Annotated in this window: 25 protein-coding genes; 19 read left to right on the top strand and 6 right to left on the bottom strand. The window is 47.4% G+C overall.

What is annotated here, in order from left to right:
- Positions 1 to 165: 165 nt before the first annotated feature.
- The 10 genes from NQ510_RS11125 to NQ510_RS11080 all read left to right on the top strand — a co-directional run bounded on the left by NQ510_RS11125 (position 166) and on the right by NQ510_RS11080 (position 9322).
- Positions 166 to 2175: a transketolase family protein gene (locus tag NQ510_RS11125; RefSeq protein ID WP_005826595.1), complete on the top strand. Its 2010-nt coding sequence runs from the start codon at positions 166 to 168 to the stop codon at positions 2173 to 2175.
- 91 nt (positions 2176 to 2266) lie between these two features.
- Positions 2267 to 2704 carry a ribose 5-phosphate isomerase B gene (gene rpiB, locus NQ510_RS11120; protein ID WP_005826596.1) on the top strand — a complete coding sequence of 146 codons (438 nt, stop codon included), beginning with the start codon at positions 2267 to 2269 and terminating at the stop codon, positions 2702 to 2704.
- Positions 2705 to 2879: 175 nt separating this feature from the next.
- Positions 2880 to 3155: a tetratricopeptide repeat protein gene (locus NQ510_RS11115; protein WP_005826598.1), complete on the top strand. Its 276-nt coding sequence runs from the start codon at positions 2880 to 2882 to the stop codon at positions 3153 to 3155.
- A 16-nt stretch (positions 3156 to 3171) separates the two neighbouring features.
- A complete protein-coding gene (locus NQ510_RS11110; RefSeq protein ID WP_005826600.1) occupies positions 3172 to 3399 on the top strand; it encodes a 4Fe-4S dicluster domain-containing protein in 228 nt (75 codons plus the stop codon).
- Positions 3400 to 3418: 19 nt separating this feature from the next.
- On the top strand, positions 3419 to 4504 hold the full coding sequence (locus tag NQ510_RS11105; protein ID WP_005826601.1) for a 3-methyl-2-oxobutanoate dehydrogenase subunit VorB: 1086 nt from the start codon (positions 3419 to 3421) through the stop codon (positions 4502 to 4504).
- Positions 4501 to 4674 carry a hypothetical protein gene (locus NQ510_RS11100; protein ID WP_005826603.1) on the top strand — a complete coding sequence of 58 codons (174 nt, stop codon included), beginning with the start codon at positions 4501 to 4503 and terminating at the stop codon, positions 4672 to 4674. Before NQ510_RS11105 ends, NQ510_RS11100 begins: the two co-directional genes overlap by 4 nt.
- Positions 4675 to 4685: 11 nt before the next feature.
- Positions 4686 to 5447: a thiamine pyrophosphate-dependent enzyme gene (locus tag NQ510_RS11095; protein ID WP_005826605.1), complete on the top strand. Its 762-nt coding sequence runs from the start codon at positions 4686 to 4688 to the stop codon at positions 5445 to 5447.
- A 22-nt stretch (positions 5448 to 5469) separates the two neighbouring features.
- The gene (locus NQ510_RS11090) at positions 5470 to 6015 is read left to right on the top strand and encodes a 2-oxoacid:acceptor oxidoreductase family protein (protein ID WP_005826606.1); all 546 of its coding nucleotides are present in this window, start codon (positions 5470 to 5472) and stop codon (positions 6013 to 6015) included.
- A 254-nt stretch (positions 6016 to 6269) separates the two neighbouring features.
- The gene (locus NQ510_RS11085; protein ID WP_005826610.1) at positions 6270 to 8480 is read left to right on the top strand and encodes a putative porin; all 2211 of its coding nucleotides are present in this window, start codon (positions 6270 to 6272) and stop codon (positions 8478 to 8480) included.
- Positions 8481 to 8491: 11 nt separating this feature from the next.
- Complete coding sequence (locus tag NQ510_RS11080; RefSeq protein WP_005826612.1) at positions 8492 to 9322, top strand: transporter substrate-binding domain-containing protein; 831 nt, start codon at positions 8492 to 8494, stop codon at positions 9320 to 9322.
- 273 nt (positions 9323 to 9595) lie between these two features.
- Here NQ510_RS11080 and NQ510_RS11075 read toward each other — a convergent pair whose 3' ends face one another.
- The gene (locus NQ510_RS11075; protein ID WP_005826617.1) at positions 9596 to 11521 is read right to left on the bottom strand and encodes an NAD(+) synthase; all 1926 of its coding nucleotides are present in this window, start codon (positions 11519 to 11521) and stop codon (positions 9596 to 9598) included.
- A 296-nt stretch (positions 11522 to 11817) separates the two neighbouring features.
- On the opposite strand from NQ510_RS11075, the gene NQ510_RS11070 reads away from it, so the two are divergent.
- The 6 genes from NQ510_RS11070 to NQ510_RS11045 all read left to right on the top strand — a co-directional run bounded on the left by NQ510_RS11070 (position 11818) and on the right by NQ510_RS11045 (position 15349).
- The gene (locus NQ510_RS11070; protein ID WP_005826619.1) at positions 11818 to 12252 is read left to right on the top strand and encodes a Fur family transcriptional regulator; all 435 of its coding nucleotides are present in this window, start codon (positions 11818 to 11820) and stop codon (positions 12250 to 12252) included.
- A gap of 26 nt (positions 12253 to 12278) precedes the next feature.
- Complete coding sequence (locus NQ510_RS11065) at positions 12279 to 12836, top strand: NADH peroxidase (RefSeq protein ID WP_005826622.1); 558 nt, start codon at positions 12279 to 12281, stop codon at positions 12834 to 12836.
- Positions 12837 to 12960: 124 nt separating this feature from the next.
- Positions 12961 to 13485, top strand: coding sequence for an RNA polymerase sigma factor (locus NQ510_RS11060; RefSeq protein ID WP_005826624.1), 525 nt, complete (start codon positions 12961 to 12963; stop codon positions 13483 to 13485).
- Positions 13482 to 13940 (top strand): hypothetical protein, encoded by a 459-nt coding sequence (locus NQ510_RS11055; protein ID WP_005826626.1) that lies wholly within the window; start codon positions 13482 to 13484, stop codon positions 13938 to 13940. The genes NQ510_RS11060 and NQ510_RS11055 overlap by 4 nt, the downstream gene beginning before the upstream one ends.
- Before the next feature lie 12 nt (positions 13941 to 13952).
- On the top strand, positions 13953 to 14423 hold the full coding sequence (locus tag NQ510_RS11050; protein ID WP_005826627.1) for a DUF4252 domain-containing protein: 471 nt from the start codon (positions 13953 to 13955) through the stop codon (positions 14421 to 14423).
- A gap of 20 nt (positions 14424 to 14443) precedes the next feature.
- Positions 14444 to 15349 (top strand): cytochrome c-type biogenesis protein, encoded by a 906-nt coding sequence (locus tag NQ510_RS11045; RefSeq protein ID WP_005826629.1) that lies wholly within the window; start codon positions 14444 to 14446, stop codon positions 15347 to 15349.
- A 111-nt stretch (positions 15350 to 15460) separates the two neighbouring features.
- Here NQ510_RS11045 and NQ510_RS11040 read toward each other — a convergent pair whose 3' ends face one another.
- A complete protein-coding gene (locus tag NQ510_RS11040) occupies positions 15461 to 17119 on the bottom strand; it encodes an OmpP1/FadL family transporter (protein WP_005826631.1) in 1659 nt (552 codons plus the stop codon).
- Positions 17120 to 17155: 36 nt separating this feature from the next.
- Positions 17156 to 18538 (bottom strand): hypothetical protein, encoded by a 1383-nt coding sequence (locus tag NQ510_RS11035; protein WP_005826635.1) that lies wholly within the window; start codon positions 18536 to 18538, stop codon positions 17156 to 17158.
- A gap of 281 nt (positions 18539 to 18819) precedes the next feature.
- On the opposite strand from NQ510_RS11035, the gene prmA reads away from it, so the two are divergent.
- The gene (gene prmA / locus NQ510_RS11030) at positions 18820 to 19662 is read left to right on the top strand and encodes a 50S ribosomal protein L11 methyltransferase (protein ID WP_005826639.1); all 843 of its coding nucleotides are present in this window, start codon (positions 18820 to 18822) and stop codon (positions 19660 to 19662) included.
- Positions 19663 to 19716: 54 nt separating this feature from the next.
- Here the strand turns inward: prmA and NQ510_RS11025 are convergent, their stop codons facing one another.
- Positions 19717 to 20589: a glycoside hydrolase family 25 protein gene (locus NQ510_RS11025; RefSeq protein WP_005836022.1), complete on the bottom strand. Its 873-nt coding sequence runs from the start codon at positions 20587 to 20589 to the stop codon at positions 19717 to 19719.
- 69 nt (positions 20590 to 20658) lie between these two features.
- A complete protein-coding gene (locus NQ510_RS11020) occupies positions 20659 to 22305 on the bottom strand; it encodes a diphosphate--fructose-6-phosphate 1-phosphotransferase (protein WP_005826644.1) in 1647 nt (548 codons plus the stop codon).
- 307 nt (positions 22306 to 22612) lie between these two features.
- On the opposite strand from NQ510_RS11020, the gene NQ510_RS11015 reads away from it, so the two are divergent.
- Both NQ510_RS11015 and NQ510_RS11010 read left to right on the top strand, forming a co-directional pair.
- Complete coding sequence (locus NQ510_RS11015) at positions 22613 to 22918, top strand: RNA recognition motif domain-containing protein (protein WP_005826648.1); 306 nt, start codon at positions 22613 to 22615, stop codon at positions 22916 to 22918.
- A 79-nt stretch (positions 22919 to 22997) separates the two neighbouring features.
- Positions 22998 to 23495: a cold-shock protein gene (locus NQ510_RS11010; protein ID WP_005826650.1), complete on the top strand. Its 498-nt coding sequence runs from the start codon at positions 22998 to 23000 to the stop codon at positions 23493 to 23495.
- Positions 23496 to 23585: 90 nt separating this feature from the next.
- On the opposite strand, the gene NQ510_RS11005 is transcribed toward NQ510_RS11010, so the two are convergent.
- Positions 23586 to 24962, bottom strand: coding sequence for an efflux transporter outer membrane subunit (locus tag NQ510_RS11005; RefSeq protein ID WP_005826651.1), 1377 nt, complete (start codon positions 24960 to 24962; stop codon positions 23586 to 23588).
- Between the last annotated feature and the right edge of the window lie 5 nt (positions 24963 to 24967).

Below are 24967 nucleotides of genomic sequence, written 5' to 3'. Positions count from 1 at the left end.
GCTAAATACGTTTAGTATCATTTTAGCAGCAAAAAGGCAGTAATACTGATAAAAAAGACACTCTTCGAGTGTTGTGAATTACGCATAAAGAGTTATCTTTGCCCTTGGAAAACCTACAAGGACCAAATAACCTATTGATAATATTCAAAATTAATTAGATTCAATATGAACGACAACAAACTTATGAACCGTGCGGCGGACAATATCCGTATCCTTGCTGCATCCATGGTTGAGAAAGCCAACTCCGGGCATCCGGGCGGTGCCATGGGTGGTGCTGACTTTGTAAATGTACTCTTCTCAGAGTTCCTGGTATATGACCCTGAAAATCCGGCTTGGGAAGGTCGTGACCGTTTCTTCCTCGACCCGGGACACATGTCACCGATGCTTTACTCTACATTGGCCCTGACCGGCAAGTTCACGCTGGACGAACTGAAAGAGTTCCGCCAATGGGGAAGCCCTACTCCGGGACATCCCGAACGTGACATCATGCGCGGCATCGAAAACACTTCCGGACCGCTCGGCCAGGGACACACATTTGCAGTCGGTGCAGCCATCGCAGCCAAGTTCATGAAGGCACGTTTCGAAGAAGTAATGCCACAGACCATCTACGCTTATATTTCTGACGGTGGCATCCAGGAAGAAATCTCCCAAGGCTCAGGCCGTATCGCCGGAGCATTAGGGTTGGATAATCTCATCATGTTCTATGATGCCAACGACATTCAGCTTTCTACCGAGACAAAGGATGTGACCATCGAAGATACCGGCAAGAAATACGAAGCTTGGGGCTGGAAAGTCATTAAAATCAATGGTAACGATCCCGATGCCATCCGCGGTGCACTGAACGAAGCCAAAGCTGAGAAAGAGTGTCCGACGCTGATTATCGGCCATACCGTAATGGGTAAAGGTGCCCGCAAGGCAGACGGCAGCAGCTACGAAGCTGATTGTGCCACGCACGGTGCTCCTCTGGGCGGCGACGCTTATATAAACACTATCAAGAATTTGGGTGGTGACCCGACAAATCCGTTTGTCATCTTCCCCGAAGTGGCCGAACTATATGCCAAGCGTGCAACTGAGCTGAAGAAAATCATGGCTGAAAAGTATGCAGCCAAAGCCGTATGGGCAAAAGCCAATCCGGAAAAGGCTGCCAAACTGGAAATGTTCTTCTCCGGCAAGGCTCCCGAAGTGAATTGGGCCGCCATCGAACAGAAAGCAGGCGTTGCCACCCGCGCAGCATCTGCCACTGTGCTCAGTGCTCTCGCCACTCAAGTAGAAAATATGATTGTTGCTTCTGCCGACCTTTCCAATTCCGACAAGACAGACGGATTCCTCAAGAAAACACATGCCTTCAAGAAAGGTGACTTCAGCGGTGCATTCTTCCAGGCCGGTGTTGCCGAGCTGACTATGGCATGTTGCTGTATCGGTATGGCACTGCATGGCGGTGTAATCCCCGCTTGCGGAACTTTCTTCGTATTCTCCGACTACATGAAACCTGCCGTACGTATGGCAGCCCTGATGGAAGTTCCCGTGAAGTTCATCTGGACACACGATGCCTTCCGTGTAGGTGAAGACGGTCCTACCCATGAACCGGTAGAGCAGGAAGCCCAAATCCGCCTGATGGAAAAACTGAAAAACCACAAGGGACATAATTCCATGTTGGTACTCCGCCCGGCAGATGCAGAAGAAACAACTGTGGCATGGAAACTGGCAATGGAAAATACCACAACCCCAACCGGTTTGATTTTCTCCCGCCAGAACATCGCCAACCTGCCCGAAGGCAACGATTACGAACAAGCTGCCAAAGGCGCTTATATTGTAGCCGGCTCCGATGAAAATCCAAATATAATCCTCGTTGCTTCAGGCTCGGAAGTTGCCACATTGGTAGCCGGTACTGAATTGCTGCGCAAGGATGGCATCAAGGTGCGTATCGTGTCCGTTCCTTCCGAAGGTCTGTTCCGTAGCCAAGCTCCGGGATATCAAGAAGGCATTATCCCGTGTGGTGCCAAGGTATTCGGCCTGACAGCCGGTCTGCCCGTCACACTGCAAGGGCTGGTAGGTCCCCGCGGTAAAGTATGGGGATTGGAATCATTCGGATTCTCGGCACCTTATAAAGTGCTGGACGAAAAGCTCGGTTTCACCGCAGAGAACGTTTACAAACAAGTAAAAGCAATGTTATAATCATTATCCAATGTGCTGATGTGCTGATTGCCCGCGCCCTACAAGCTGCAGGCATCAGCACATTGGCACATTGGTATATTAACTGACCATCATGAAAACAATAGGAATCTGTTCCGACCATGCAGGCTTCGAATTGAAGGAATATGTTCGCGGCTGGTTGGAAGCCAAAGGCTGGGCTTACAAGGACTTCGGGACCTACTCAACCGAGAGTTGCGACTATCCCGACTTTGCACATCCTTTGGCACTGGCCGTTGAAGCCGGAGAGTGCTATCCGGGAATTGCCATCTGCGGAAGCGGTGAAGGTATCAGCATAACGCTGAACAAGCATCAGGGTATCCGCGCAGCCCTCTGCTGGACGGCAGAAATAGCCCATTTGGCACGCCAGCACAATGATGCCAATGTGCTTGTCATGCCAGGGCGATTCATCAGTACCGAAGAAGCCGACATGATTATGAGGGAATTCTTCAGTACACCATTCGAAGGCGGACGCCACCAACGAAGAGTGGACAAGATACCGGTACACTTGTAAAGCAATAGAATCACCTTCTTTATGATATCCGCCCGAAGCTCTGACATTCTGATAGAATCGTGAGAAACTTCGGGCTTTTTATTTGCCCCTTTTTCTTATTTTTCACAGTGAAGATGCTCATTGTCTTCAAATAAAAACTATCTTTGTGGTTCGATAACCCGGATATTTTTTAGATATGGAACGACTGAATACCATAAAAGAGCTTATCAACCAGGGAAATGTAGAGCAAGCCATCCAGCAGCTTGACGAAATACTGCAAACAGACTTTCCCGGCAAAGACGAAGCTTACTACCTGCGGGGAAATGCCTATCGGAAACAAGGCAACTGGCAACAAGCACTGAACAACTATCAGTATGCCATCGACCTGAACCCCGAAAGCCCGGCACAACATGCCTATCAAATGGCTATGGACATCCTGAACTTCTACAACAAGGATATGTACAATCAATAAATAAAGAACGTAAATTATGGCAAAAATCAAAGGAGCAATCGTAGTAGACACCGAACGTTGCAAAGGCTGCAACTTGTGTGTGGTAGCGTGTCCGCTCAACGTAATAGCCCTCACCAAGGAGGTGAATGTGAAAGGGTATAACTATGCCCACCAAATATTGGAAGATACTTGTAACGGCTGCGCCTCGTGCGCCACAGTATGTCCGGACGGATGTATCTCAGTATATAAAATAAAAGTAGAATAAATCTGTAAATCAGTAGAATATGGCAGAAGAAGTTGTATTAATGAAAGGAAACGAAGCCATCGCCCACGCAGCCATCCGTTGCGGTGCAGACGGTTACTTCGGATATCCCATTACTCCGCAATCGGAGGTATTGGAAACTCTTGCCGAACTGAAACCCTGGGAGACGACCGGCATGGTGGTTCTTCAGGCAGAAAGTGAAGTGGCAGCTATCAATATGGTGTACGGCGGTGCCGGAAGTGGTAAAATGGTCATGACCTCCTCCTCCAGCCCCGGTGTCAGCCTAAAGCAGGAAGGTATCTCTTATCTGGCAGGTGCCGAGCTGCCTTGCTTGATTGTAAACGTTATGCGCGGCGGTCCCGGTCTGGGAACCATCCAACCGAGCCAGGCCGACTATTTCCAGACAGTAAAAGGAGGCGGCCACGGTGACTATCGTCTGATTGCCCTTGCTCCGGCTTCCGTACAAGAAATGGCAGATTTCGTAGGACTGGCATTCGAACTTGCCTTCAAATACCGTAATCCGGCAATCATCCTTGCCGACGGTGTCATCGGCCAGATGATGGAAAAAGTGGTGCTCCCGGTACAAAAGCCACGCCGCACCGATGCGGAAGTCATCGAACAATGCCCATGGGCCACTACCGGCAGAACCAATGGCCGCAAACCCAACGTCATCACCTCATTGGAACTGAAACCGGAAGAAATGGAAAAGAACAACATCCGTTTCCAGGCCAAATACAAGCAGATAGAAGAGAATGAGGTTCGCTTCGAGGAAATTCATTGCGATGATGCCGACTACCTGATTGTAGCCTTCGGCTCTATGGCACGCATCGGACAGAAAGCAATGGAGCTGGCACGCGAAGAAGGAATAAAGGTAGGTATGCTCCGCCCCATCACGTTGTGGCCGTTCCCGACCAAAGTCATTGCCGCGTATGCCGACAAGGTGAAAGGTATGCTCGTTACAGAATTGAATGCCGGACAGATGGTGGAAGATGTCCGCCTTGCCGTGAACGGTAAAGTGAAAGTGGAACATTTCGGACGCCTCGGCGGCATTGTTCCCGATCCGGATGAGATAGTAGATGCATTGAAAGAAAAACTGATTAAGAAATGAATCCTGATAAAATAAGAAACGTACTGAACATTCTCTTCATGGTACTTGCCCTGGCAGCTATCATTATATATTTTGCTGCAAAAGATGACTTCAAGCTGTTCATCTACGTCTGCGGCGCGGCGATATTCGTCAAGTTGATGGAGTTTTTCATACGGTTCACCAACAGATAGGAGAAGTGATTATGACAAAAGAAGATATTATAAAGCCCGAGAATCTGGTTGCCAAGAAACCGACTCTGATGAACGACAATCCCATGCACTACTGCCCGGGATGCAGTCACGGCGTAGTTCATAAACTCGTAGCCGAAGTTATCGAAGAAATGGGACTGGAAGACAAAGCAATAGGCATCTCCCCCGTGGGATGTGCCGTGTTCATCTATAATTATATAGACATCGACTGGCAGGAAGCCGCCCATGGACGTGCGCCCGCACTTGCCACTGCCATCAAGCGCCTTTGGCCGGACCGCCTGGTGTTCACTTACCAAGGAGACGGCGACCTGGCTTGTATCGGTACTGCCGAAACCATCCACGCCTTGAACCGCGGCGAAAACATCACCATCATCTTCATCAACAATGCCATCTATGGTATGACCGGGGGACAAATGGCTCCCACTACCCTTGTAGGCATGAAGACATCGACCAGCCCTTACGGACGTGACGTGCATCTGCACGGCTATCCGCTGAAGATGGCCGATATTGCTGCACAATTGGAAGGAACCGCTTACGTGACACGCCAAAGCGTACAGTCCGTTCCCGCCATCCGCAAAGCGAAAAAGGCTATCCGCAAAGCATTCGAGAACTCTATGGCAGGCAAAGGTTCCAACCTTGTGGAAATCGTTTCCACCTGTAACTCCGGCTGGAAGATGTCTCCTGCGAAATCCAATGAATGGATGGTAGAGAACATGTTCCCCTTCTATCCGCTGGGCGACCTGAAAGATAAATAATCATGCTAAAGACAGAAGAACAATGAAAGAAGAAATCATTATAGCAGGCTTCGGTGGACAAGGTGTATTGTCCATGGGAAAGATTTTGGCATATTCCGGATTGATGGAAGGCAAAGAGGTGACTTGGATGCCGGCTTACGGACCGGAACAACGTGGTGGTACAGCCAACGTAACAGTCATCGTAAGTGACGAGAAAATATCCTCACCCATCTTAAGCAAGTACGATGCCGCCATCATCCTGAACCAGCCGTCACTGGAGAAATTCGAAAGCAAGGTAAAACCCGGAGGCGTACTTATCTACGACGGTTACGGCATCATCAACCCGCCGACGCGTAAGGACATCCACGTTTACCGCATCAACGCCATGGATGCCGCCAATGAAATGAACAACGCCAAGGCATTCAACATGATTGTATTGGGTGGATTATTGAAAATCAAGCCGATGGTTACACTGGACAGTGTACTCAGAGGATTGAAGAAGACACTGCCCGAACGCCACCACCACTTGATACCGATGAACGAAGAAGCTATCAAGAAAGGAATGGAACTTATTCAGGAAATGAAATGAAAGGCTATGTAAAGCCACTCCCCATAAGAGGAGGAACTTTACGCCAGAATAAGAGATAAAGGAAAACGGATAAGCCCTTGTGATATTGATTTATTGCAAGGGCTTATTTCATTTCAAGCCGGAAAAAGTATGGATTCAAGGGCAGAGAACCGGAAGCAGTATAGAACAAAACAGAAAACAAGACAGTTTAAAAGAAGCAAAAAAGGCTGAATTCAGTAAGCAAATAATTTTTTATTGTATCTTTGCGCCTAATTATGAGACGAATTGTACTGACATATATATTTCTGTCCGTTATAGGGATATGGGGGGCTATGGCGCAAAACACCTTAAACCCGATGAACAATCGCGACCGGTTCGGTAACCAGATTGACCCGAATACCCAGCCGGACAATCTGGAAGACAGTACCAATACTGAGATTCAAAGTCTTCCACCCAAGCTTTACATGTGGAAACTAAGTGAGACACTGGGCAACCGTACCATCATACCTGCCGACACAGCCAGCCTCAACTTCCAGAGCACCAATCTGGTGGAAGGAATGTTCGGCCATTACAACTACTTGGGAAATTTAGGTTCTCCACGCCTCTCACGTCTGTTCTTCGAACGGGAGGAAAGCGAACCTACCATCTTCATGGCTCCCTTCTCCAGTTTTTTCACACGTCCCGACCAGGTGCTTTTCACCAACAGCAACGTGCCTTACACCAATCTTACCTACTACAAAGCCGGCAGCAAAGTGAACGGTGAAGAACGCTTCAAGTCCTACTTCTCCGTCAACGTCAACAAGCAGTTGGCATTTGGCTTTAACATCGACTATCTGTACGGACGCGGTTATTACCAGAACCAGTCCACCTCGCACTTCAATGCAGGTCTGTTCGGTAGCTATATCGGCGAGAAATACCAGGTACAAGCAGTCTACAACAACTTTTTCCTGAAGATGAACGAGAACGGCGGTATTGCAGACGACCAATACATCACCCGTCCCGAAAACATGTCCGGAGGAAAGAAAGAGTACGAGTCCACCACTATTCCGGTCAAATTGGAACAGAGTTCCAACCGTAACAAGGATTTTTATATCTATCTGACACAGCGCTATCGTCTTGGTTTTACGCGGAGAGTACGGAACACACAAGAAGGCAAACCGACGGTATCCGCACCCAAAGCCTCATCCTCCCCGTCCTCTGAAGCCGAAATATCCGCTTCGAACAACGACATAGCATTGCCAAACGACAGCATAGCATCAAAATCGGTCAGCACACTTGCAGCTGCCAATGACAGCCTGCCGTCTGTTTCTACCGCAGACAACGACTCACTTTTCGAAGAAGAGTTCGTCCCCGTCACCAGCTTTATCCATACCTTGAAAGTAGAGCGGTCGCGACACCAATTCCGTTCGGGAAGCGAGCCCGAAGGATTCTTCCCGGAAGACTACAAGCTTTACAAGAATTACAGCAACGACTCCACCACGGCATTCAGTGTAAAGAACGTGTTCGGAATAGCCTTGCTGGAAGGTTTCAACAAATACGCCAAAGCCGGACTTACGGCTTATATCTCCCACAAGTTCAGCCGGTACGACCTGATGAATACGGACACACTTACCGACATGCGCCGCATCCGCTACACCGAGCAGGAAATCTTCCTGGGTGGCGAACTCGCCAAGCGCGAAGGCAAACTGCTGCACTACAACGTAAACGGTGAAGTGGGGTTGGTAGACAAAGCCATCGGGCAGTTCCGCGTCAACGCCAATCTGGACCTGAACTTCCGTCTATGGAAAGATACGGTGAACTTCTACGCCCGCGGTTATGTGAGCAACACGCTTCCTTCCTTCTACATGCGCCATTACCACTCCAACCACTACAACTGGGACAACGACAACATGGACAAGGAATTCCGTACGCGTGTGGAAGGCGAGCTGAACATTTCCCGTTGGGGAACCAATCTCCGTGCCGGCGTAGAGAATATCAAGAACTACACCTACTTCAACCAAAGCGCCCTGCCCGAACAGAACGGAGGCAACATACAAGTGCTGTCCGCCACACTGAAACAAGACTTCCGCCTCGGTGTCTTCCACCTGGACAATGAGGTGACCTGGCAGAAGACGAGCAATGAAACAGTACTTCCATTGCCCCAACTCTCGCTCTACCATAACTTCTACATACTGGCTAAACTCGCCAAGAAGGTGCTGACCGTTCAGTTGGGTGCCGATGTCCGTTACTTCACCAAGTACAACGCACCTGCCTATGCACCCGGCGTCCAGCAGTTCCATCTGCAACCTACGGACGATTTGGTGGAAATAGGCGGTTACCCCATCGTAAACGTATATGCCAACCTGCACTTGAAGCGGACGCGTATCTTTGCCATGATGTATCACGTCAACGCGGGTATGGGAAGCGCCAATTCCTTCCTGGTGCCGCACTACCCCATCAATCCGCGCTTGTTCAAAATTGGCGTCTCATGGAATTTCTATGATTAACAGATGACTGTATGACGAAAAGCAGACTGCTCAAATACGCACTTCTGGGAATTGCAGCGGCTCTCATTGCCCACTATCTCATCGAGAAAGAAGAGAAACCGAAAGGTCATCCGCGCGATTATGCCGAGATAGCTGCCGAAGGCATCATACATGCTTCGACGGAATACAACTCCATCAGTTTCTATGTGGATGATGACACCTTGTCCGGTTTCCACTACGAGCTGATAGAAGCTTTTGCACGCGACCACGGGCTGCAAGCGGCCATATCACCGGAAATGAGCTTCAACAAGCGGCTGGAAGGCCTGGCCGACGGGCAATATGACGTGATTGCCTACGGCATCCTCGCCACCAGTGAGCTGAAAGACTCCTTGCTGCTTACCACCCCTATTGTGCTGAACAAGCAAGTGCTGGTGCAACGCAAGCTTGAGAATATTTCCGACTCGTCATTATTCATCAAAAGCCAACTGGACCTGGCTGGAAAGACACTGCACGTAGTGAAAGGCTCCCCTTCCATACTACGCATCCGCAACCTGGGAAATGAGATAGGCGACACCATCTACGTTGAGGAAATAGAGAAGTACGGTTCCGAACAACTGATTGCCTTGGTAGCCCATGGAGACATCGACTATGCCGTATGCGACGAAAGCATTGCCCGTACCGCAGCCGACAGCATTCCTCAAATAGACATCAATACCGCCATCAGCTTCACGCAATTCTATTCCTGGGGAGTAAGCAAACAGTCCCCTATCCTGCTGGACAGCCTCAACACATGGCTGGATAGTTTCAAAAAGGGAAAGGAATACAAAAAAATCTACAAACGATACTACGGGAAACGAAACTAAGCTGCACTTTTCCATACACGCAGCATATCCCTACTTTTACAACTAGTTATTAATCAACAGCTTATTACTGCAAAATCCTGCATACATTTTGCAGTGCCACTGCAAAGTCGTTGCAGTGGCACTGCACACCGATATGCAGTACGACTGCAACAGTTATGCAGTGATACTGCAACACGTTTGCAGTCGCACTGCAAAATACATGCAGCAAGAATGCAAACAAGATGCAGTCATCAAATACCCATATCGATATTACGGAATACCCGAAGTAAAGAATTAGAGTCCTTCCACCTCCCTTAGCCACATCTCCGACGAAGCATCGCTCGGCATTCTCCAATCACCGCGCGGACTCAGAGAGATACTGCCCACCTTCGGACCATCCGGCAAACAGGAACGCTTGAACTGCTGGTTGAAGAAACGACGGCAGAAAGTCTGCAACCATTTTTTGATGGTTTCTTCATCATACATCCCCTTGAATGTGCGTGCTGCCAGGAAAAATATCTTGGAAGGACGGAAACCGCAGCGCAGGAAGTAATAAAGGAAGAAGTCGTGAAGCTCATACGGCCCCACCAAATCCTCGGTAATCTGCTGGATATTACCGTTCTCATCTGCCGGAATCAGTTCCGGGCTGATGGGAGTATCCACAATATCGAGCAAGGTAGCACGTGAAGCATCGTCCATATCATGCTCTGCCACCCATTTCACCAAGTGCTTCACCAGAGTCTTGGGGACGCTGGCATTCACACCGTACATCGACATGTGATCGCCGTTGTAAGTGGCCCATCCTAAAGCAAGTTCCGAAAGGTCGCCCGTACCGATAACCATTCCCCAGGTCTGGTTGGCAATATCCATCAAGATTTGGGTACGCTCCCGTGCCTGCGCATTCTCGTAAACCACGTCGTGCACATGGACATCATGGTCTATGTCTTTGAAATGCTGTATGCAGGCCTCCTTGATACTGACTTCGCGGACAGTCACACCGAGGGAGTTCATCAGGTCGATGGCATTCGTGTAAGTACGGTCGGTCGTTCCGAATCCCGGCATGGTGACACCGACAATACCCTGGCGGGACCATCCCAACTTATCGAAAGTCTTTACGCAAACCAGCAGCGCCAGCGTAGAATCCAGTCCACCCGAAATGCCGATAACGGCACTTTTCGCTTTAGTATGCACCAGACGTTGCGCCAGTCCGGACACCTGGATGGAGAATACCTCCTCACAGCGTTCGTCCAACGCTATCCCCTGCGGAACAAATGGATGCGGTTCAAAAGTACGTGTCAGGTTCAAATCCCTGCTGTTGACATACTCCGTAGAGATTCGTACCGGAAGGGCCGAAACACAATTTGCATGGCAAGCCGCGAAGGTCGTATTCACCCGGCGCTCCGTACGCAAGTGTTCCACATCAATTTCACTGATGACCACCTGCCCTTCGAAAGAGAAGCGTTCGTTTGCCGCCAGCAGAGTCCCGTTCTCATAAATCAGTCCGTTGCCGGCAAACACCACATCCGTAGTGGATTCTCCGAAACCGCATGAGCTGAATACATAACCGGCAATGCACCGTGCCGACTGCTGGCTGATAAGCGAGCGCAGATAATTGTGCTTGCCGATACCTTCATTGTCGGCCGAAAGATTGAACAAGATTTCCGCACCTTGCAGTGCCAGCGTGGAACTGGGCGGTATGGGTGCCCACAAATCTTCGCATATCTCCACTCCGAAAGTGGTATCTGCCGTTTCGAACAGCAGGTCTCTCCCCATCGGAATAATCTGCCCGCAAAGGCGCACACTGTTTTCCGCCACATCACATGCGGAAGTAAACCAGCGCTTCTCATAAAACTCCTTATAATTGGGAAGATAAGTCTTCGGGACAACGCCCAGCACTCTCCCCTTCTGAATGACAACCGCCGCATTCAGCAACACACCGTTCAGTGCAACGGGCATGCCCAATATCGAAATGATATCCATCTGGCGCGTATTGTTCAGAATCTGTATCAGCCCCATTTCCGCCTCTTCGAGCAGAAGTTGCTGGGCAAAGAGGTCGCCACAAGTATATCCGGTAATGCACAACTCCGGAAAAGCAATGATTTGCACACCTTTCCCATCGGCTATAATAATCTCTTTTTCAATCTCTGAGGCATTGAACTTACAGTCAGCCACCTTGACACGGGGCACAGCCGCCGCTACTTTTACATATCCGTAATTCATAAGGATGCTATATTATTTATTCGGTGCAAAGATACGGCAAAATTCTGATTAAGAGAGATAAGGGAAAAACGTTTTATCTATATCGGCACGAGAAACTGACTAAAACCGGGTGCATCCTGCCTTCGCTTTTATGACAAAAATACGGCAACCTACCTACAAGAAGAGGAACATATATAAACAATTTTAATGACCGCAACTAAAAATTTTCCAAAAATCTTTTGGAGAATTATAGGAACTTCCTATCTTTGCAAGTGAATTAAAAATGTAATAATTACAAGTTTGAAACTTTAGATTATATGGATGTAGTAAAACGATTGCAGAATCATAATATCAAGCCTTCAGTACAGCGCATAGCCATCATGAATTACTTGATAGAGCATCGTACGCATCCCACGGTGGATGAAATCTATACGGCACTGTCTCCCTCCATACCGACACTGTCTAAAACAACGGTATACAATACCTTGAAACTACTGAGCGAGCAAGGTGCCGCACAAACCCTGACTATCGACGAGCGTAACACATGTTATGATGCCGATACCAGCCCGCACGGTCATTTCTTGTGCAAGCGTTGCGGAAAGATTTATGACTTGATGTGCAATAACAACATCAAGAAAGTGGTCGACATGGATATGGACGGGCACGATGTGCAGGAAATCCACTACTATTATAAAGGAATCTGTAAACATTGCATAGAAGAAGAACGTTTAAGAACAACAAAGAATAACTAATTCAACTAATTAAAATCTGAGAGAAAATGAAAAAATTTAGATGTACTGTATGCGGTTACGTATACGAAGGAGATGCAGCTCCCGAAAAGTGCCCATTGTGTAAAGCTCCCGCAAGCAAGTTTGTAGAAGTTGAAGAAGCAACAGCTGACGGCCCGCTGGTATTTGCCGACGAACACGTAATCGGCGTAGCCAAAGGTTGCGACGACGAAATGATTAAGGACCTGAACAACCACTTCATGGGCGAATGTACAGAAGTTGGTATGTACTTGGCAATGAGCCGCCAGGCAGACCGTGAAGGCTATCCCGAAGTTGCAGAAGCTTTCAAGCGTTACGCTTGGGAAGAAGCAGAACACGCTTCCAAGTTTGCCGAACTGCTGGGCGACTGCGTATGGGACACCAAGACAAACCTCGAAAAGAGAATGAACGCAGAATCAGGTGCATGCGAAGACAAGAAGCGTATCGCTACCCGTGCCAAAGCATTGAACCTCGACGCTATCCATGACACCGTTCACGAAATGGCTAAGGACGAAGCCCGTCACGGTAAAGGTTTCGAAGGTCTGTACAACCGCTATTTCAAGAAATAATCCTATACTTTTATAGTAATGTGAAGAAAAGGGACTGCTAATGTTAGTAAGTCCCTTTTTTTATTCCAACTTTTTTCACTTTACAATGTCACGTTTGTATTTCCCATTCGTCTTATCTGTGTAAATGGAACTCAAAGAATTCAAAATAACCGTTCTTCCACTCCGTGCCAAGCTGTTGAACTATGCACGGAAGTTGACCGACGAACCGGAGGATGCAGAAGATGCCGTCCAGGAGGTACTGCTCAAGCTATGGAACAAAAGGCTTGAACTGGAGCAATACCGGAGCATCGAAGCATTTGCCATGACGTTGACGCACAACATCTGTATAGATATGTGGCGCTGCAAACGCAACGACACCCTATCTCTCGACATAGTGCAGGCGGCATCCCCCACCGGAACACCGGAACGGCTGTTGGAAATCAAAGATGAAATCCACCTGATGCACGAAATCATCGACTCGCTGCCCAATCTTCAACGCACCATCATGCGGATGAAGGACATCGAAGGATACGAAACGGACGAAATCGCCGAAATCACGGGATGCGGACCGGAAGCCATCCGCAGCAATCTGTCAAGAGCCCGGAAGAAAGTGAGAGACGTTTACCTGCGAACCATACAAGAAAGAAAAGAAAGGAGAAATGAGCCATGAAGATAGATGAACTGCTGGATAAATATTTCGAAGGGGAAACTTCCTGCGAAGAAGAGCGTGAACTGCGCCGTTTCTTTACCGAAGAGGAAGTGCCGGAGCACCTGCAAACGTACCGCCCCCTATTCGCTTATCTGAACCGGGAAGCAACTTCAATGGCAGAACCGACAGAGGAAAAATCCGTAACAACAGAATCGGCAAAGGAAGTACCCGCACAGCGGAAGCCTTTCCGTCTCTATCGCACATTCTATGCTGTCAGCGGCATTGCCGCCGGATTGCTCCTGCTTCTCGGGGTAGCTAAGATTATATTTCCGCTTTCCGGTGTTCCCGAAAATTATGTCGTCATCGACGGCCAGCGGTATACAGACGAGAAACTGGTGGAAGCCAAAGCACTAGAAGCCCTGCAGAACGCCAGCTTCACGGATGAAGATTTAAGCAACTTACTGTTTCAACACTAATATAACAAGGTTATGAAAACATCTATACTGATTTGCATACGTAGTCTGTGCCTCTTTTCCCTGCTGATTTGCCTGCCAGCCTTTGTACATGCACAAGAGAGACTGCAAATAGCCGACCTATTCAGCAAGTATGGCGAGCAAAAGGACGTGACCAGGGTAGAACTGAACGGCAGTATCCTGAAATCTTACCGCATGACTACCTACAAGAGCCTTGTGTTCAAGAATGTATCCCCCTATCGCCGGGAAATTCAGCAGGCCATTGTACACGACAAGCAAGATAACGCAAAGAAGGCGCAGGAGGTAATGGAAAGCGGTGTGCTGCGCAGCGCTTATTACCAACTGAAAGAGGTGGAACGCAATGGAAAGAAGCTGAACCGCTACATCATTTTCAAGATAGGAAAAGACTCCATGGGCACTTTGATTTACATAGAGGGTCTGCTCAGTGAAAAGGAAATGATGGATATGCTTTACAAATCGGAATAACACTAAAAACAATATACGATATGAAAACCAGAATTATGATTTTGGCCTGCCTGCTTGCTGTGCCGGCCGGCCGCATGGCAGCACAACAACAGACTGACCCTGAACAGAAAGCTACAGTACAGACACAAGGCGACTCCATCATCATCCGGAAAGGAAAAGGAGACATGCGCATCAAGGTGTACGAAGAGCAGTTGGAAGACGGAGAAAAGAAAGAAGTACAAATTTATGAAGGAGTCTATCTCGAGAAAGTGGATGCAGACAAGCGCACTTTCCTCGACGCCCTGCCATTCATCCCCAAAAAGAGAAGATACAATGCTTACGAACCGCACTGTTCCGGTCTGTATATTGGCTACAGCCGGCTGGCTAACGACTTCCTTTCCTTCGGAGCAAGCGACAAGATGGGACTCGACTTATCCAAGTCATGGGAATTCGGCTTCAACATCCTCTCCGTATATCACAACTTCAAGAAGAACCCGCATTGGGGAATCAACCTGGGAGTCAGCTGGGGATACCGTTCTTTCAATATCGACGGTAACTATGCCTTGCTGAAGGAAAACGGAACCAGCATCTTCACCGCAGGCAACGAAGACACCAGTTACAATAAAAGCCGTCTGCGCCATTTCTTCTTCCGTGTACCCGTATTGATGGAATGGCAGCAAAGAGTGGGAAGAAACAAAGTGTTCTTCAATGCCGGTCCCGAATTTGAGATACGTCACAGCGTGAAGTCATTCTCACACATCAACGGAGGCAAGAAGAAAACCGTAGGCAAAGGTATGTATGTGCAGCCCGTCGGCATAAACCTGCTGGCACAAGCCGGTTATGGTAATATCGGCATTTACCTGCGCTACTCCACATACGGATTATTCCAGAAAGACAAGGGACCGGAAGTATCTCCCTATTCATTTGGCGTGGCATGGTATCTGTAATCCCTCCCCTATAACACAAGACTCCCCGAAATGTATTTGTACATTCCGGGGAGTTCTTTTATACCCTAAGGTATTGACAATGAAAGGTTATCTGCAATGAAAATTGTTCTTCTAAAAACGCATGCCCAATGTAAATAGCACTTTACTGCGAGTGTTGGTAACTTCCGTTGTTGGCGGTGTTACCAAGCCATTTATATCATTATAAAACGGATAGAAATCAGATTTATAAGTATCGAATTTATAAGCCAAATCCGCATAAAACGAAGAAAAGCGATAACCGATACCTAAAGTGAAAGTATTCATCGATTTGCTATTGGCAAAATCCGTATCTGTATTTATAGAATTGGAAGGCAATGCCTTAATAGCATCCTTTTTATAGGCTGCAGTACTGTAATTGTAACCGGCACGCAGAGAGAAAGCAGGTATCGGCTTGTATTCTGCTCCTAAACGAAGCGTACTTACCCCCTTCATACAGAGGTCAGCCTCACCCGTTTCCCATGCCATCTCGTCACCTTCAGGATATTTGAACTTCATGCTTGAGTAGTCCTCATATTCATATTCAGCTCCCAAAGCCAGATTATTACCGACTGTATAGCCCAAACTTGCATTAAATACCCACGGGGTTTGCAGCTTAAAATCACGGTCCATATCTCTACCGCCTAATGCAGAATAAGTATCCACAGTGGTACGAGTAAGAGTTTCATCCCCAGCCTCATTCGGTAAAAACAAATCCGAAGTCAGCAACGCTCCCGTAGTATAAGTCAGTTTGTAATAAGTAGGAGTATGCACAGCCAAACCTATACGAAGCGGAGAATCCTCAATCGGCCGGAAGATGGCACCGAATTTGAAGTCGAAACCCGAACCGTGTATACGGTTAAAGCTCTCCAAAGAGTAGCCTTCCTCATAAATCTGCCCGTCGCCCTCCCATTTGTAGGCATACATTTCATCATAGAGAGAATATTTGTTGTAATCCACATCGTAAGCACCCAGAGTAACACCAAAGTAAAAACGGTCATTTATATTGAAGGAGATATTGAAATCATATTGGTCAATACCGCCACGCTCACGCGACAAGAAATAAGCATCCGCTTCGGAAGGAATATAAGGAAGATAAGTATTATAGTCCTCACTTTCTATATCCTCAAGAACAAGTGCACCTTGATACCCCATAGTCCCCAGCCATCCAGCATAATTATGTTGATAAATATCCTTGCGACCATAGTCCAAATAAGCTCCTTGATCCGGGTAATCATATTGAGGACGATGATAGAACGCATAAGCTGCATCCGTAGCCTGCTGCGCCATACTCCGCACTTGAGATACATATTGATTATCTATGCTTCCCATCAACCCCTGCATCGTCATATTCTTATAGAATGACTTTGATTTGTGGTAATTAAAACCAAAATTCACATACCGCAAAGGAGTATGATTGCCTATCTTCGAAGCTATCACAAAACCGGCATTATCAAAACTCCAGCGGTTCTTGTTCGTTTCAAATTTATTACCTACATAATTGCTTTCTGTGCCCGTCATTGAATAGCCAAAGGTAAGCATAGCATCATTGCTACGATAAATACCGATACCGGCAGGATTGGTTCCTATGGTAGAAATATCACCACCCAATGCTCCCATAGCTCCGCCCATTCCGACAAAACGGGCGGTTCCATTCAATTCCTTCTGTGCTATATTCGTTGCATCATATATTGTCTGTGCCCCTGCGCCTACAGCTGTAAACATAGCAAGGGCTATCATGGTTATCTTCTTCATAATTCTTAGTCTTGTTAGATTAAAACATACTTATACTTACCGTCTTCTGGAACCACCGCCGCCACTGGAACGACTGGCACCACCGCCACCACCACTGGAGTAACTGGAACGTGAGCTACTGCCTGAAGAGAAGCTGGAAGAAGAACGGGTGCTACTGGATGAACGTACTGGAGCAGAATATGAACGACTGCTACTACGATTGTTGTCATTGGAGTAGCTGCGTGCCGGTGCGGCGCTTGAACCTCTGTTATAAGTCGATGAAGTCCTGCTACGAGTGGAAGTTCCAACAGAAGAGCGTACACCGGAAGAACGACTGCTACGAACTCCTTCTACGCTACTATTATATGAGCTACTACGCGTACTGCTTGGACGGGTGTAAGTGGAACGGCGGGTAGAAGCCGCACTCGAACGGTTTACACTTGAGCGAGTTGCAGAAGAACTTGAACGAACTGTAGACGAACTTCTTGTACCTACCACCCGACGGGTTGACGTACCGGTACTGCTACGTCTCACTTGACCGGAAGTAGTACTGCTACGACGTACAGTCTGCCCTCCATTTACAGTAGAAGAACGGCGGGAAGTAGAGGACGATACTCTGTTTCCGGCATAAGAAGAACGGCTCGGACCATAAGAACGTCTATTGGTATATGCATTTCCCCAATGGCCACCTCCCCAATGACCACCGCCACCGGGATAATATCCGGGATGATAGTGATGGTGATGATGATGTCCCCACCAGCCACCGCCGTACCAGCCGCCCCAGCCAAAGCTCCAGCTCGGACCGTACCAGCTGTTCCATCCCCAGCCATAGTAAGGATAACCGCCCCAACCATAAGAGTTATAGCGCCAATCCCACCACAAGCGGTTGGTGAATGTAGGGAAAGCATATGCATATAATCCGTCGGTATACACGTTCCAATCCCAGGAATTCAAGCCATAGACCACATCCCAATATAGCGGGCTGCTGATGCTGATGGCATAACGGGGATTACGGAAACGGATGATACGGGTAGCATACTCGTAATCATCCTGCGAACCTTCAAATTCACCGTTCACCCATTCGCCGTCCAGGCCGTCATCTTCTTTTTCATTGATGTAAAGGGTATCGTTCTCCATCACGAAATCATTGTCGCGGGAGTCATAACGGCGGTTATATTCGTCCACATCGCGGGTGTTTCCCTTACGGTCTTTTACTACAACAGTAGTGCTTCCCGGCGATGAATAGACAGTGGTCGGTACATTCGACTTTACTACAATCTCTTCTACGGGAGCAGCGACTTTCTTCTCCTGCTTCACCTCTTCTTTTTTCTCTTCCTTATTCTTGGAAGGAGTGTAGTAAAGGTCGTCATCTATACTTTGTGCCACCAGTGTCCATGGGAGGCACAAGGCAAAAAGCGATAAAAAAACAATCTTTTTCATATTAGTTTGGTTTATGGATTTTACGTTTATCTATTTCTTCACGTCACAAAGATAACGCCGGATTTTATCCCATGCAGCAGATTTTCCCCAAAGATTTATAGGGAATTCCCTAAATACCCCGCCTTTTGACGAGGCAAGCGGCACTTCCGCATAAAAAATGAACAAGTTCATTTTATTCTGCCCTCGGTTTACATTACCTTTGCAGTGTGAAAACAAAGATACGCAGAAATAGATTTGTTCTTTAAAATCTTCTTCTGCATTTAACAAACAATCATATTCCGATGAAATATTTAGAATTTACATTCCGCACTGTTCCGTGCACAGAAATAGTCAACGATGTACTTTCCGGAGTCTTGGGTGAAGCTGGCTTTGAAAGTTTTGTTGAGCAGACCGACGGTATCACTGCCTATATACAGAAAGAGCTGTATAACGAATCTCTACTCAAAGAAGCACTTGCAGACTTCCCTCTGCCCGATACACAGATAGAATATAATTTCATAGAAGCCGAAGACAAAGACTGGAACGAGGAATGGGAGAAGAACTTCTTCCAGCCCATCGTTATCGGAGACCGTTGTGTCATTCACAGCACTTTTCACAACGATGTCCCACAAGCAGAATATGACATCGTCATCAATCCGCAAATGGCATTCGGCACAGGGCACCACGAGACAACAAGCCTCATCATAGGCGAACTGCTGGATAGTGACCTGCAAGGCAAAGCATTGCTCGATATGGGTTGTGGGACTTCCATCCTTGCCATACTGGCACGCATGCGTGGAGCCTCCCCTTGTACAGCTATCGACATAGATGAATGGTGTGTGCGCAACTCCCTCGAAAATATAGAATTGAATGGAGTGGACAATATTGCCGTATCCCAAGGCGATGCCTCCTCTCTGGAAAGCAAAGGTCCTTTTGATATGGTTATCGCCAACATCAACCGCAATATCCTCCTGGCAGATATGAAGCACTACATAGCCCGCATGAATCCCGGAGCGGAATTGTTGATGAGCGGTTTCTACATAGATGACATTCCCGTCATCCGCGAAGAAGCCGAACGCAACGGGCTGCACTTTGTCCACCATCGTGAGAAGAACCGGTGGGCAGCAGTGAAATTCCAAAAATAATAAAGGTCAATACTAAAAAGCTAAAGGTCAATATCAGGAAGCTAAAGTTGACCTTTAGCGTTCTATACAAGGAGTTTTCAACGTAAGCTCCAAAAGTTCCTCCATTGTACCATTAAAGACGTTCAAATCCACCTCTTCTTCAATACCGGGCACAGTGCCTACATCCGTGTGCTGCCAAAAGTGCCACTTGCCCTCATAACGCACGGAATCTACATAATAATGGGCTATCCAATAAGGATAAGCATTGAAAATGGAATCGCTGAGATAGCGTTTCTTGAATTTATAGGAAGTATAAAGAATAGGCTTTACGCCGTAATGCGCCTCTACCCTATCCAGCCAAGTCTTGACTGCCGTTTTAAGTTCCTGCGGTGACTGCTTGCCGGTAGTCTCCACATCAAGTACGGGAGGCAGGTCTCCCTTTGCCAGCTGCACGGTACGGATAAAGAAATCGGCTTGCTTGCGGGCATCGGTCTTAGGGATAAAATAATGATAGGCACCACGGATAAAACCGTATTTACGCGCCTGGCCGAAGTTCTGCGTAAACGTATCGTCACCATGATCGCCGCCTTCGGTAGCTTTCAGAAAAATAAAGTGAATGGGAAATTGGGCTTCTCTATTATGTGTCAGGAGTTCCCAATCTATCTTTCCCTGATAGTGGGATATGTCTATGCCATGCACCTCATAGTTGCAAGGCATACATACACCGTAACCTTTCTGACCATAACAAGGCTTCCAGCGATAAGCATAAGGACGAATGAAAAACCAGTAAAAGCCGGTAGAAAAAACAAGAATGATACAGACCGCCAAAAGATTGCGCAACCATACGGGCATGGTACGTGGCTGCATTTTCTTCTTGCTCCGCGGAGAGGAAGAACGACGGGCGGCAGTAGTTTTACGCCGGATATTTGTGGAGGTCTTGGTTGCCATGAGCAAAGGAAAAGAAAGGGCGGAATGAACCGCCCCTCCGTTTTATTGTCAACTTGTTGATGCATCAACTTATTTAGCCTGCTCCAGCTGCAAAGTCTTCGTAGCCTGGTCGCAAACTTCTGTCGGACCGAAGTACTGGATAGGGCCTGGATAAACGTAGTCTGTTTCCATAGCCCAACGGTCACGCTGAGCAGCGAATGCCTTGAACGGAGCACCGTCCAGCTTCACCAGAGCCTTCTGGATAACTGGCTTCATTTCACCGTGGCGACGTTCCATGTTCATCATCATAGTGATGGGCACACCGCCTGCAATCCATTCTTCGGCAGGAGCAGTAGTGTTGCGTACAGAAGACATGTAACCGGTCTTTCCGTTAGCAATCAATGCAGATGCTGCATAACCCAAAGAGTAGCAGTAGTCAGCGTCGAAGTTAGACGGAGCAGCGCAACGTCCTTCGTAACCGAAGAAGTGGTGCTGTGCAGCAAACTTGCCTACGAACTTGCCCTCTTCTTTCCACTGAGCCAGCTTAGTGCCAACCATTTCGGACAGCAACTTTTCTGTTTCAATCAGAGATACCTGTACGTTTCCGTGCGGGTCGCGGTCCAGAGACAACTGGCGAGCCACGCCTTCGGGCAAGCTTGCGTAGATGGCCGCATTCTCCGGAGAGAGTTTACGGATGATATAATCGCGTTGGTGAGATTTCTTAATTTGAGCAAACTCTTCTGCATTGGCAGCAAGGAAGTCGTTCAACTCAGCAATCAGACGCTTCATGGCCGGGATGAATTCAACCAATCCTTCGGGGATAAGAACCGTACCGAAGTTGTTACCCTGGGCTGCACGTTCAGCAACGACCTTGGCAATGCTGGTCACGATGTCGTCCAAAGACATATCCTTAGCTTCAACCTCTTCAGAGATGATACACATATTGGGTTGAACCTGCAATGCACATTCCAAAGCGATATGAGAAGCGGAACGTCCCATCAACTTGATGAAGTGCCAGTATTTACGAGCAGAGTTACAGTCACGTTGGATGTTGCCGATTACTTCAGAGTAAGTCTTGCAAGCAGTATCGAAACCGAAAGAAGTTTCAATCATATCATTCTTCAAGTCACCGTCGATGGTCTTGGGGCAACCTATTACCTGCACGCCATAATTCTTGGCAGCATAGTATTCAGCCAGTACGCAAGCATTAGTGTTGGAGTCATCGCCACCGATGATAACCAATGCCTTGATGCCGAGTTCTTTCAGGATTTCATAACCTTTCTCAAACTGTTCTTCCTTTTCCAGCTTGGTACGGCCCGAACCGATGATGTCAAAACCACCCGTATTGCGGTATTCATCAATGATGTCAGCAGTCAGTTCCATATAATTATGGTCAACCAAGCCGCCAGGACCCAGAATAAAGCCATACAATTTGCTGTCTTTGTTCAGCTTCTTGATACCGTCGAAAATACCGGAAATCACATTGTGACCGCCAGGAGCCTGTCCACCGGAAAGGATAACACCCACGTTCATTGCGGGGAAGTTAACCACCTCATCGGTAGTTTCAAACTTAATCAAAGGCATTCCGTACGTATTGGGGAACAATTTCTTGATTTCTTCCTGGTCAGCAACAGACTGAGTAGCTGCGCCTTCTGCAGCCTTAACAGTTCCTTTCAGCGCTTTCGGAAGTTTGGGCTGATAGGCAGCCCTTGCAATTTGCAATGCACTTTTAGTCATTTCTCTTAATTATTTAAAGGTGTTAGTAAAGTTCCGTTTAAAAGCGTCGCAAATTTCGCTTTTTTTCGTAAGATATGCAAACGAGAGGCCGAAATAATGTATAAAATGACATTTATCGTTTTTTATCCTAAAATAAAAAGGAGAAGAAAGCAATTAACTGATTTATTGTGTTATCTTTGCCGCAAAGTTTGAGTTACGAGTCGTTATCGCATTGTTCTTCTTTTAATATACAACTATTATTAGGCGGTCTCTTCCATAATTATTCTCCATACTCCAATTTAATAATTACAATTAATTAAAATTTCAAATGAACATTTACATTTCAGGTTTAAATTTCAGCACAACAGACGCTGACTTAAACGATTTATTTTCAGAGTACGGAGAAGTTTCTTCTGCAAGAATCATTACAGACAGAGAAACAAGAAGATCCAGAGGTTTCGGTTTCGTAGAAATGCCGGACGATGCAGCAGGCCAAAAAGCCATTGACGAATTGAACGGTGCTGAATTTGACCACAAACAAATCTCGGTAAACGTGGCACGCCCCCGCGAAGAAAGACCTTCCAATGGCGGCAATCGCGACAGAAGAGGCGGTTACAACTCTAGAAGATATTAATATTCTTAACTACTGACAAAAGCAGGAGGTGTTGTAGCAATGCCCCCTGCTTTTTTTATAACTCAATAAATAAAAATACATGGCCAAATCCATCTCCGCAGACAAGCGTGAAAATGAAAAGAAAAGACTCGCCCGACGAGCTGAAAAACAAAAAAAGAAAGAAGAAAAAAAACTATCCAACAAAGCCAATAGCTTTGAAGATATGATTGCCTATGTTGACGAAAACGGCATGATAACCTCTACTCCTCCGGCAGAAAACACTCCCAAAGAAGAAATAAAGCTGGAAGAAATCGTCATATCAACTCCCAAAAAAGACAAGGAAGAACCGGTCATCCGCAGAGGACGTATCGAGTTTTTCAATGAATCGAAAGGCTTCGGCTTCATCAAGGACTTATCCGGGGTCGAAAAATACTTTTTCCACATTAACAATGTGCTGACAGATATAGCAGAAAACAATATTGTGACGTTCGACCTCGAACGTGGCCTTAAAGGCATGAATGCTGTAAACGTAGCTCTTGAAGTAGAAAAGGCAAAGGAAAAGAAAGAAAACAAGGAGACTCTAAATACAGAATCCTAGATGAAATAAGCCAATTATAGAACAAGGGCGTGTATATACCATCAAATATTTCGGTACATACACGCCCTTGCTGTCTTCTTTAATCACACGTCATTCGGTTTGCCAGCCACCCCCCAATGCCTTATAGACATTTACCATGGCAATAAGTTCGTCGCGGATGGCATTGCTCACCCCTATTTGGGCATCGAAATAACCACGCTGGGCATCGAGCACATCCATATAATTGATGACGCCGTTGATGTATTGCAACTGTGCCAAATCCACATATCCCTTGGCAGAACGTTCAAGTTTGGCACGCAGTTGGTAGACCTCCTTTATCTTATTGAAATCTACAATGGCATTCTTCGCTTCCTTAAAAGCATTCAGCACTGTCTTTTCATAGCTATGCACTTCGGCTTCAAAAGAAGCCTTCTGTGCATTCAATGCAGCACGGTTCTTTCCCCAACCGAAAAGTGGTGCCAAGACTGCCCCATTCAATAAGGAATAGGGAGATTCCAGGAAATTGGATAACACATCACTTTCCAATCCAAATTGTCCGGTCAGGGCCAAACGGGGGAACATATTGGTATAAGCAACTTTCACTCTGGCATGTTCAGCCCTCAACTGCTGCTCCGCCACACGGACATCGGGGCGACGTTCCAACAAATCGGAAGGCAGACCTACCGGTAAGGACTCCGGCACATCCAGTTCCTGCAGAAAATTGACACGCTTGATACGGGTAGGGAATTCCCCCACAAGGAAGGATATATCATTTTCTTTCAGAGAGATACGGCGTTCCAAATCCGGAACAAGAGTAGCCGTACGAGCCAACTCCACTTGAGCCTGTTGATAAGAGGTCTCCGAGGTCAGCCCTCCTTCAAAACGGATACGCGCCAAGCGCACTCCCTCTTCACGCGCCTTTTGTGTCTGGCGCACAATCTCCAGTTCCGTATCAAGGGCTACCAGCTCATAATAAGCCTGCGCCACTTCGGCAACGATGGTCATGCGCAACGCACGCTGCGCCTCCACACTTTGCAAATATTCGGCCACAGCAGCCACTTTCTTCCATCTCAAGTTTCCCCAAAGGTCCAGTTCCCAAGAGAGCAACGCCTTGGCTTCGTAAGTATTGCCTACATCACGGCTATGACCACCGTAATTCTCCACCTCGCGCTCAGCCTCCACCTTTCCGGTGAGCTGCGGCAGAAGGTTGGCAACACTGATACGTTTTTGGGCAGCCATCTCCTTGACACGGGAAGCTGCAATCAGCATGTCTTTGTTATATTCCAGAGCACGGTCTATCAAAGCACGCAGCGTGCTGTCCGTATAAACCGCCTGCCACTGTTCATCGGCTATGCTCATGCTATCCTGCTGCTGTGCCAGGCTATCCGGCAATGCCATCTCCGGACGCACATAGCTCTTGCCCACCTTGCATGAGGTAAGGGCAAACATACTCAGCAACAAAATAATATATATGTTCTTTCTTTTCATAAACG

This window comes from Bacteroides uniformis, from assembly GCF_025147485.1.
Classification (GTDB): domain Bacteria; phylum Bacteroidota; class Bacteroidia; order Bacteroidales; family Bacteroidaceae; genus Bacteroides; species Bacteroides uniformis.
This window is presented reverse-complemented; position numbering and strand designations above follow the sequence as displayed.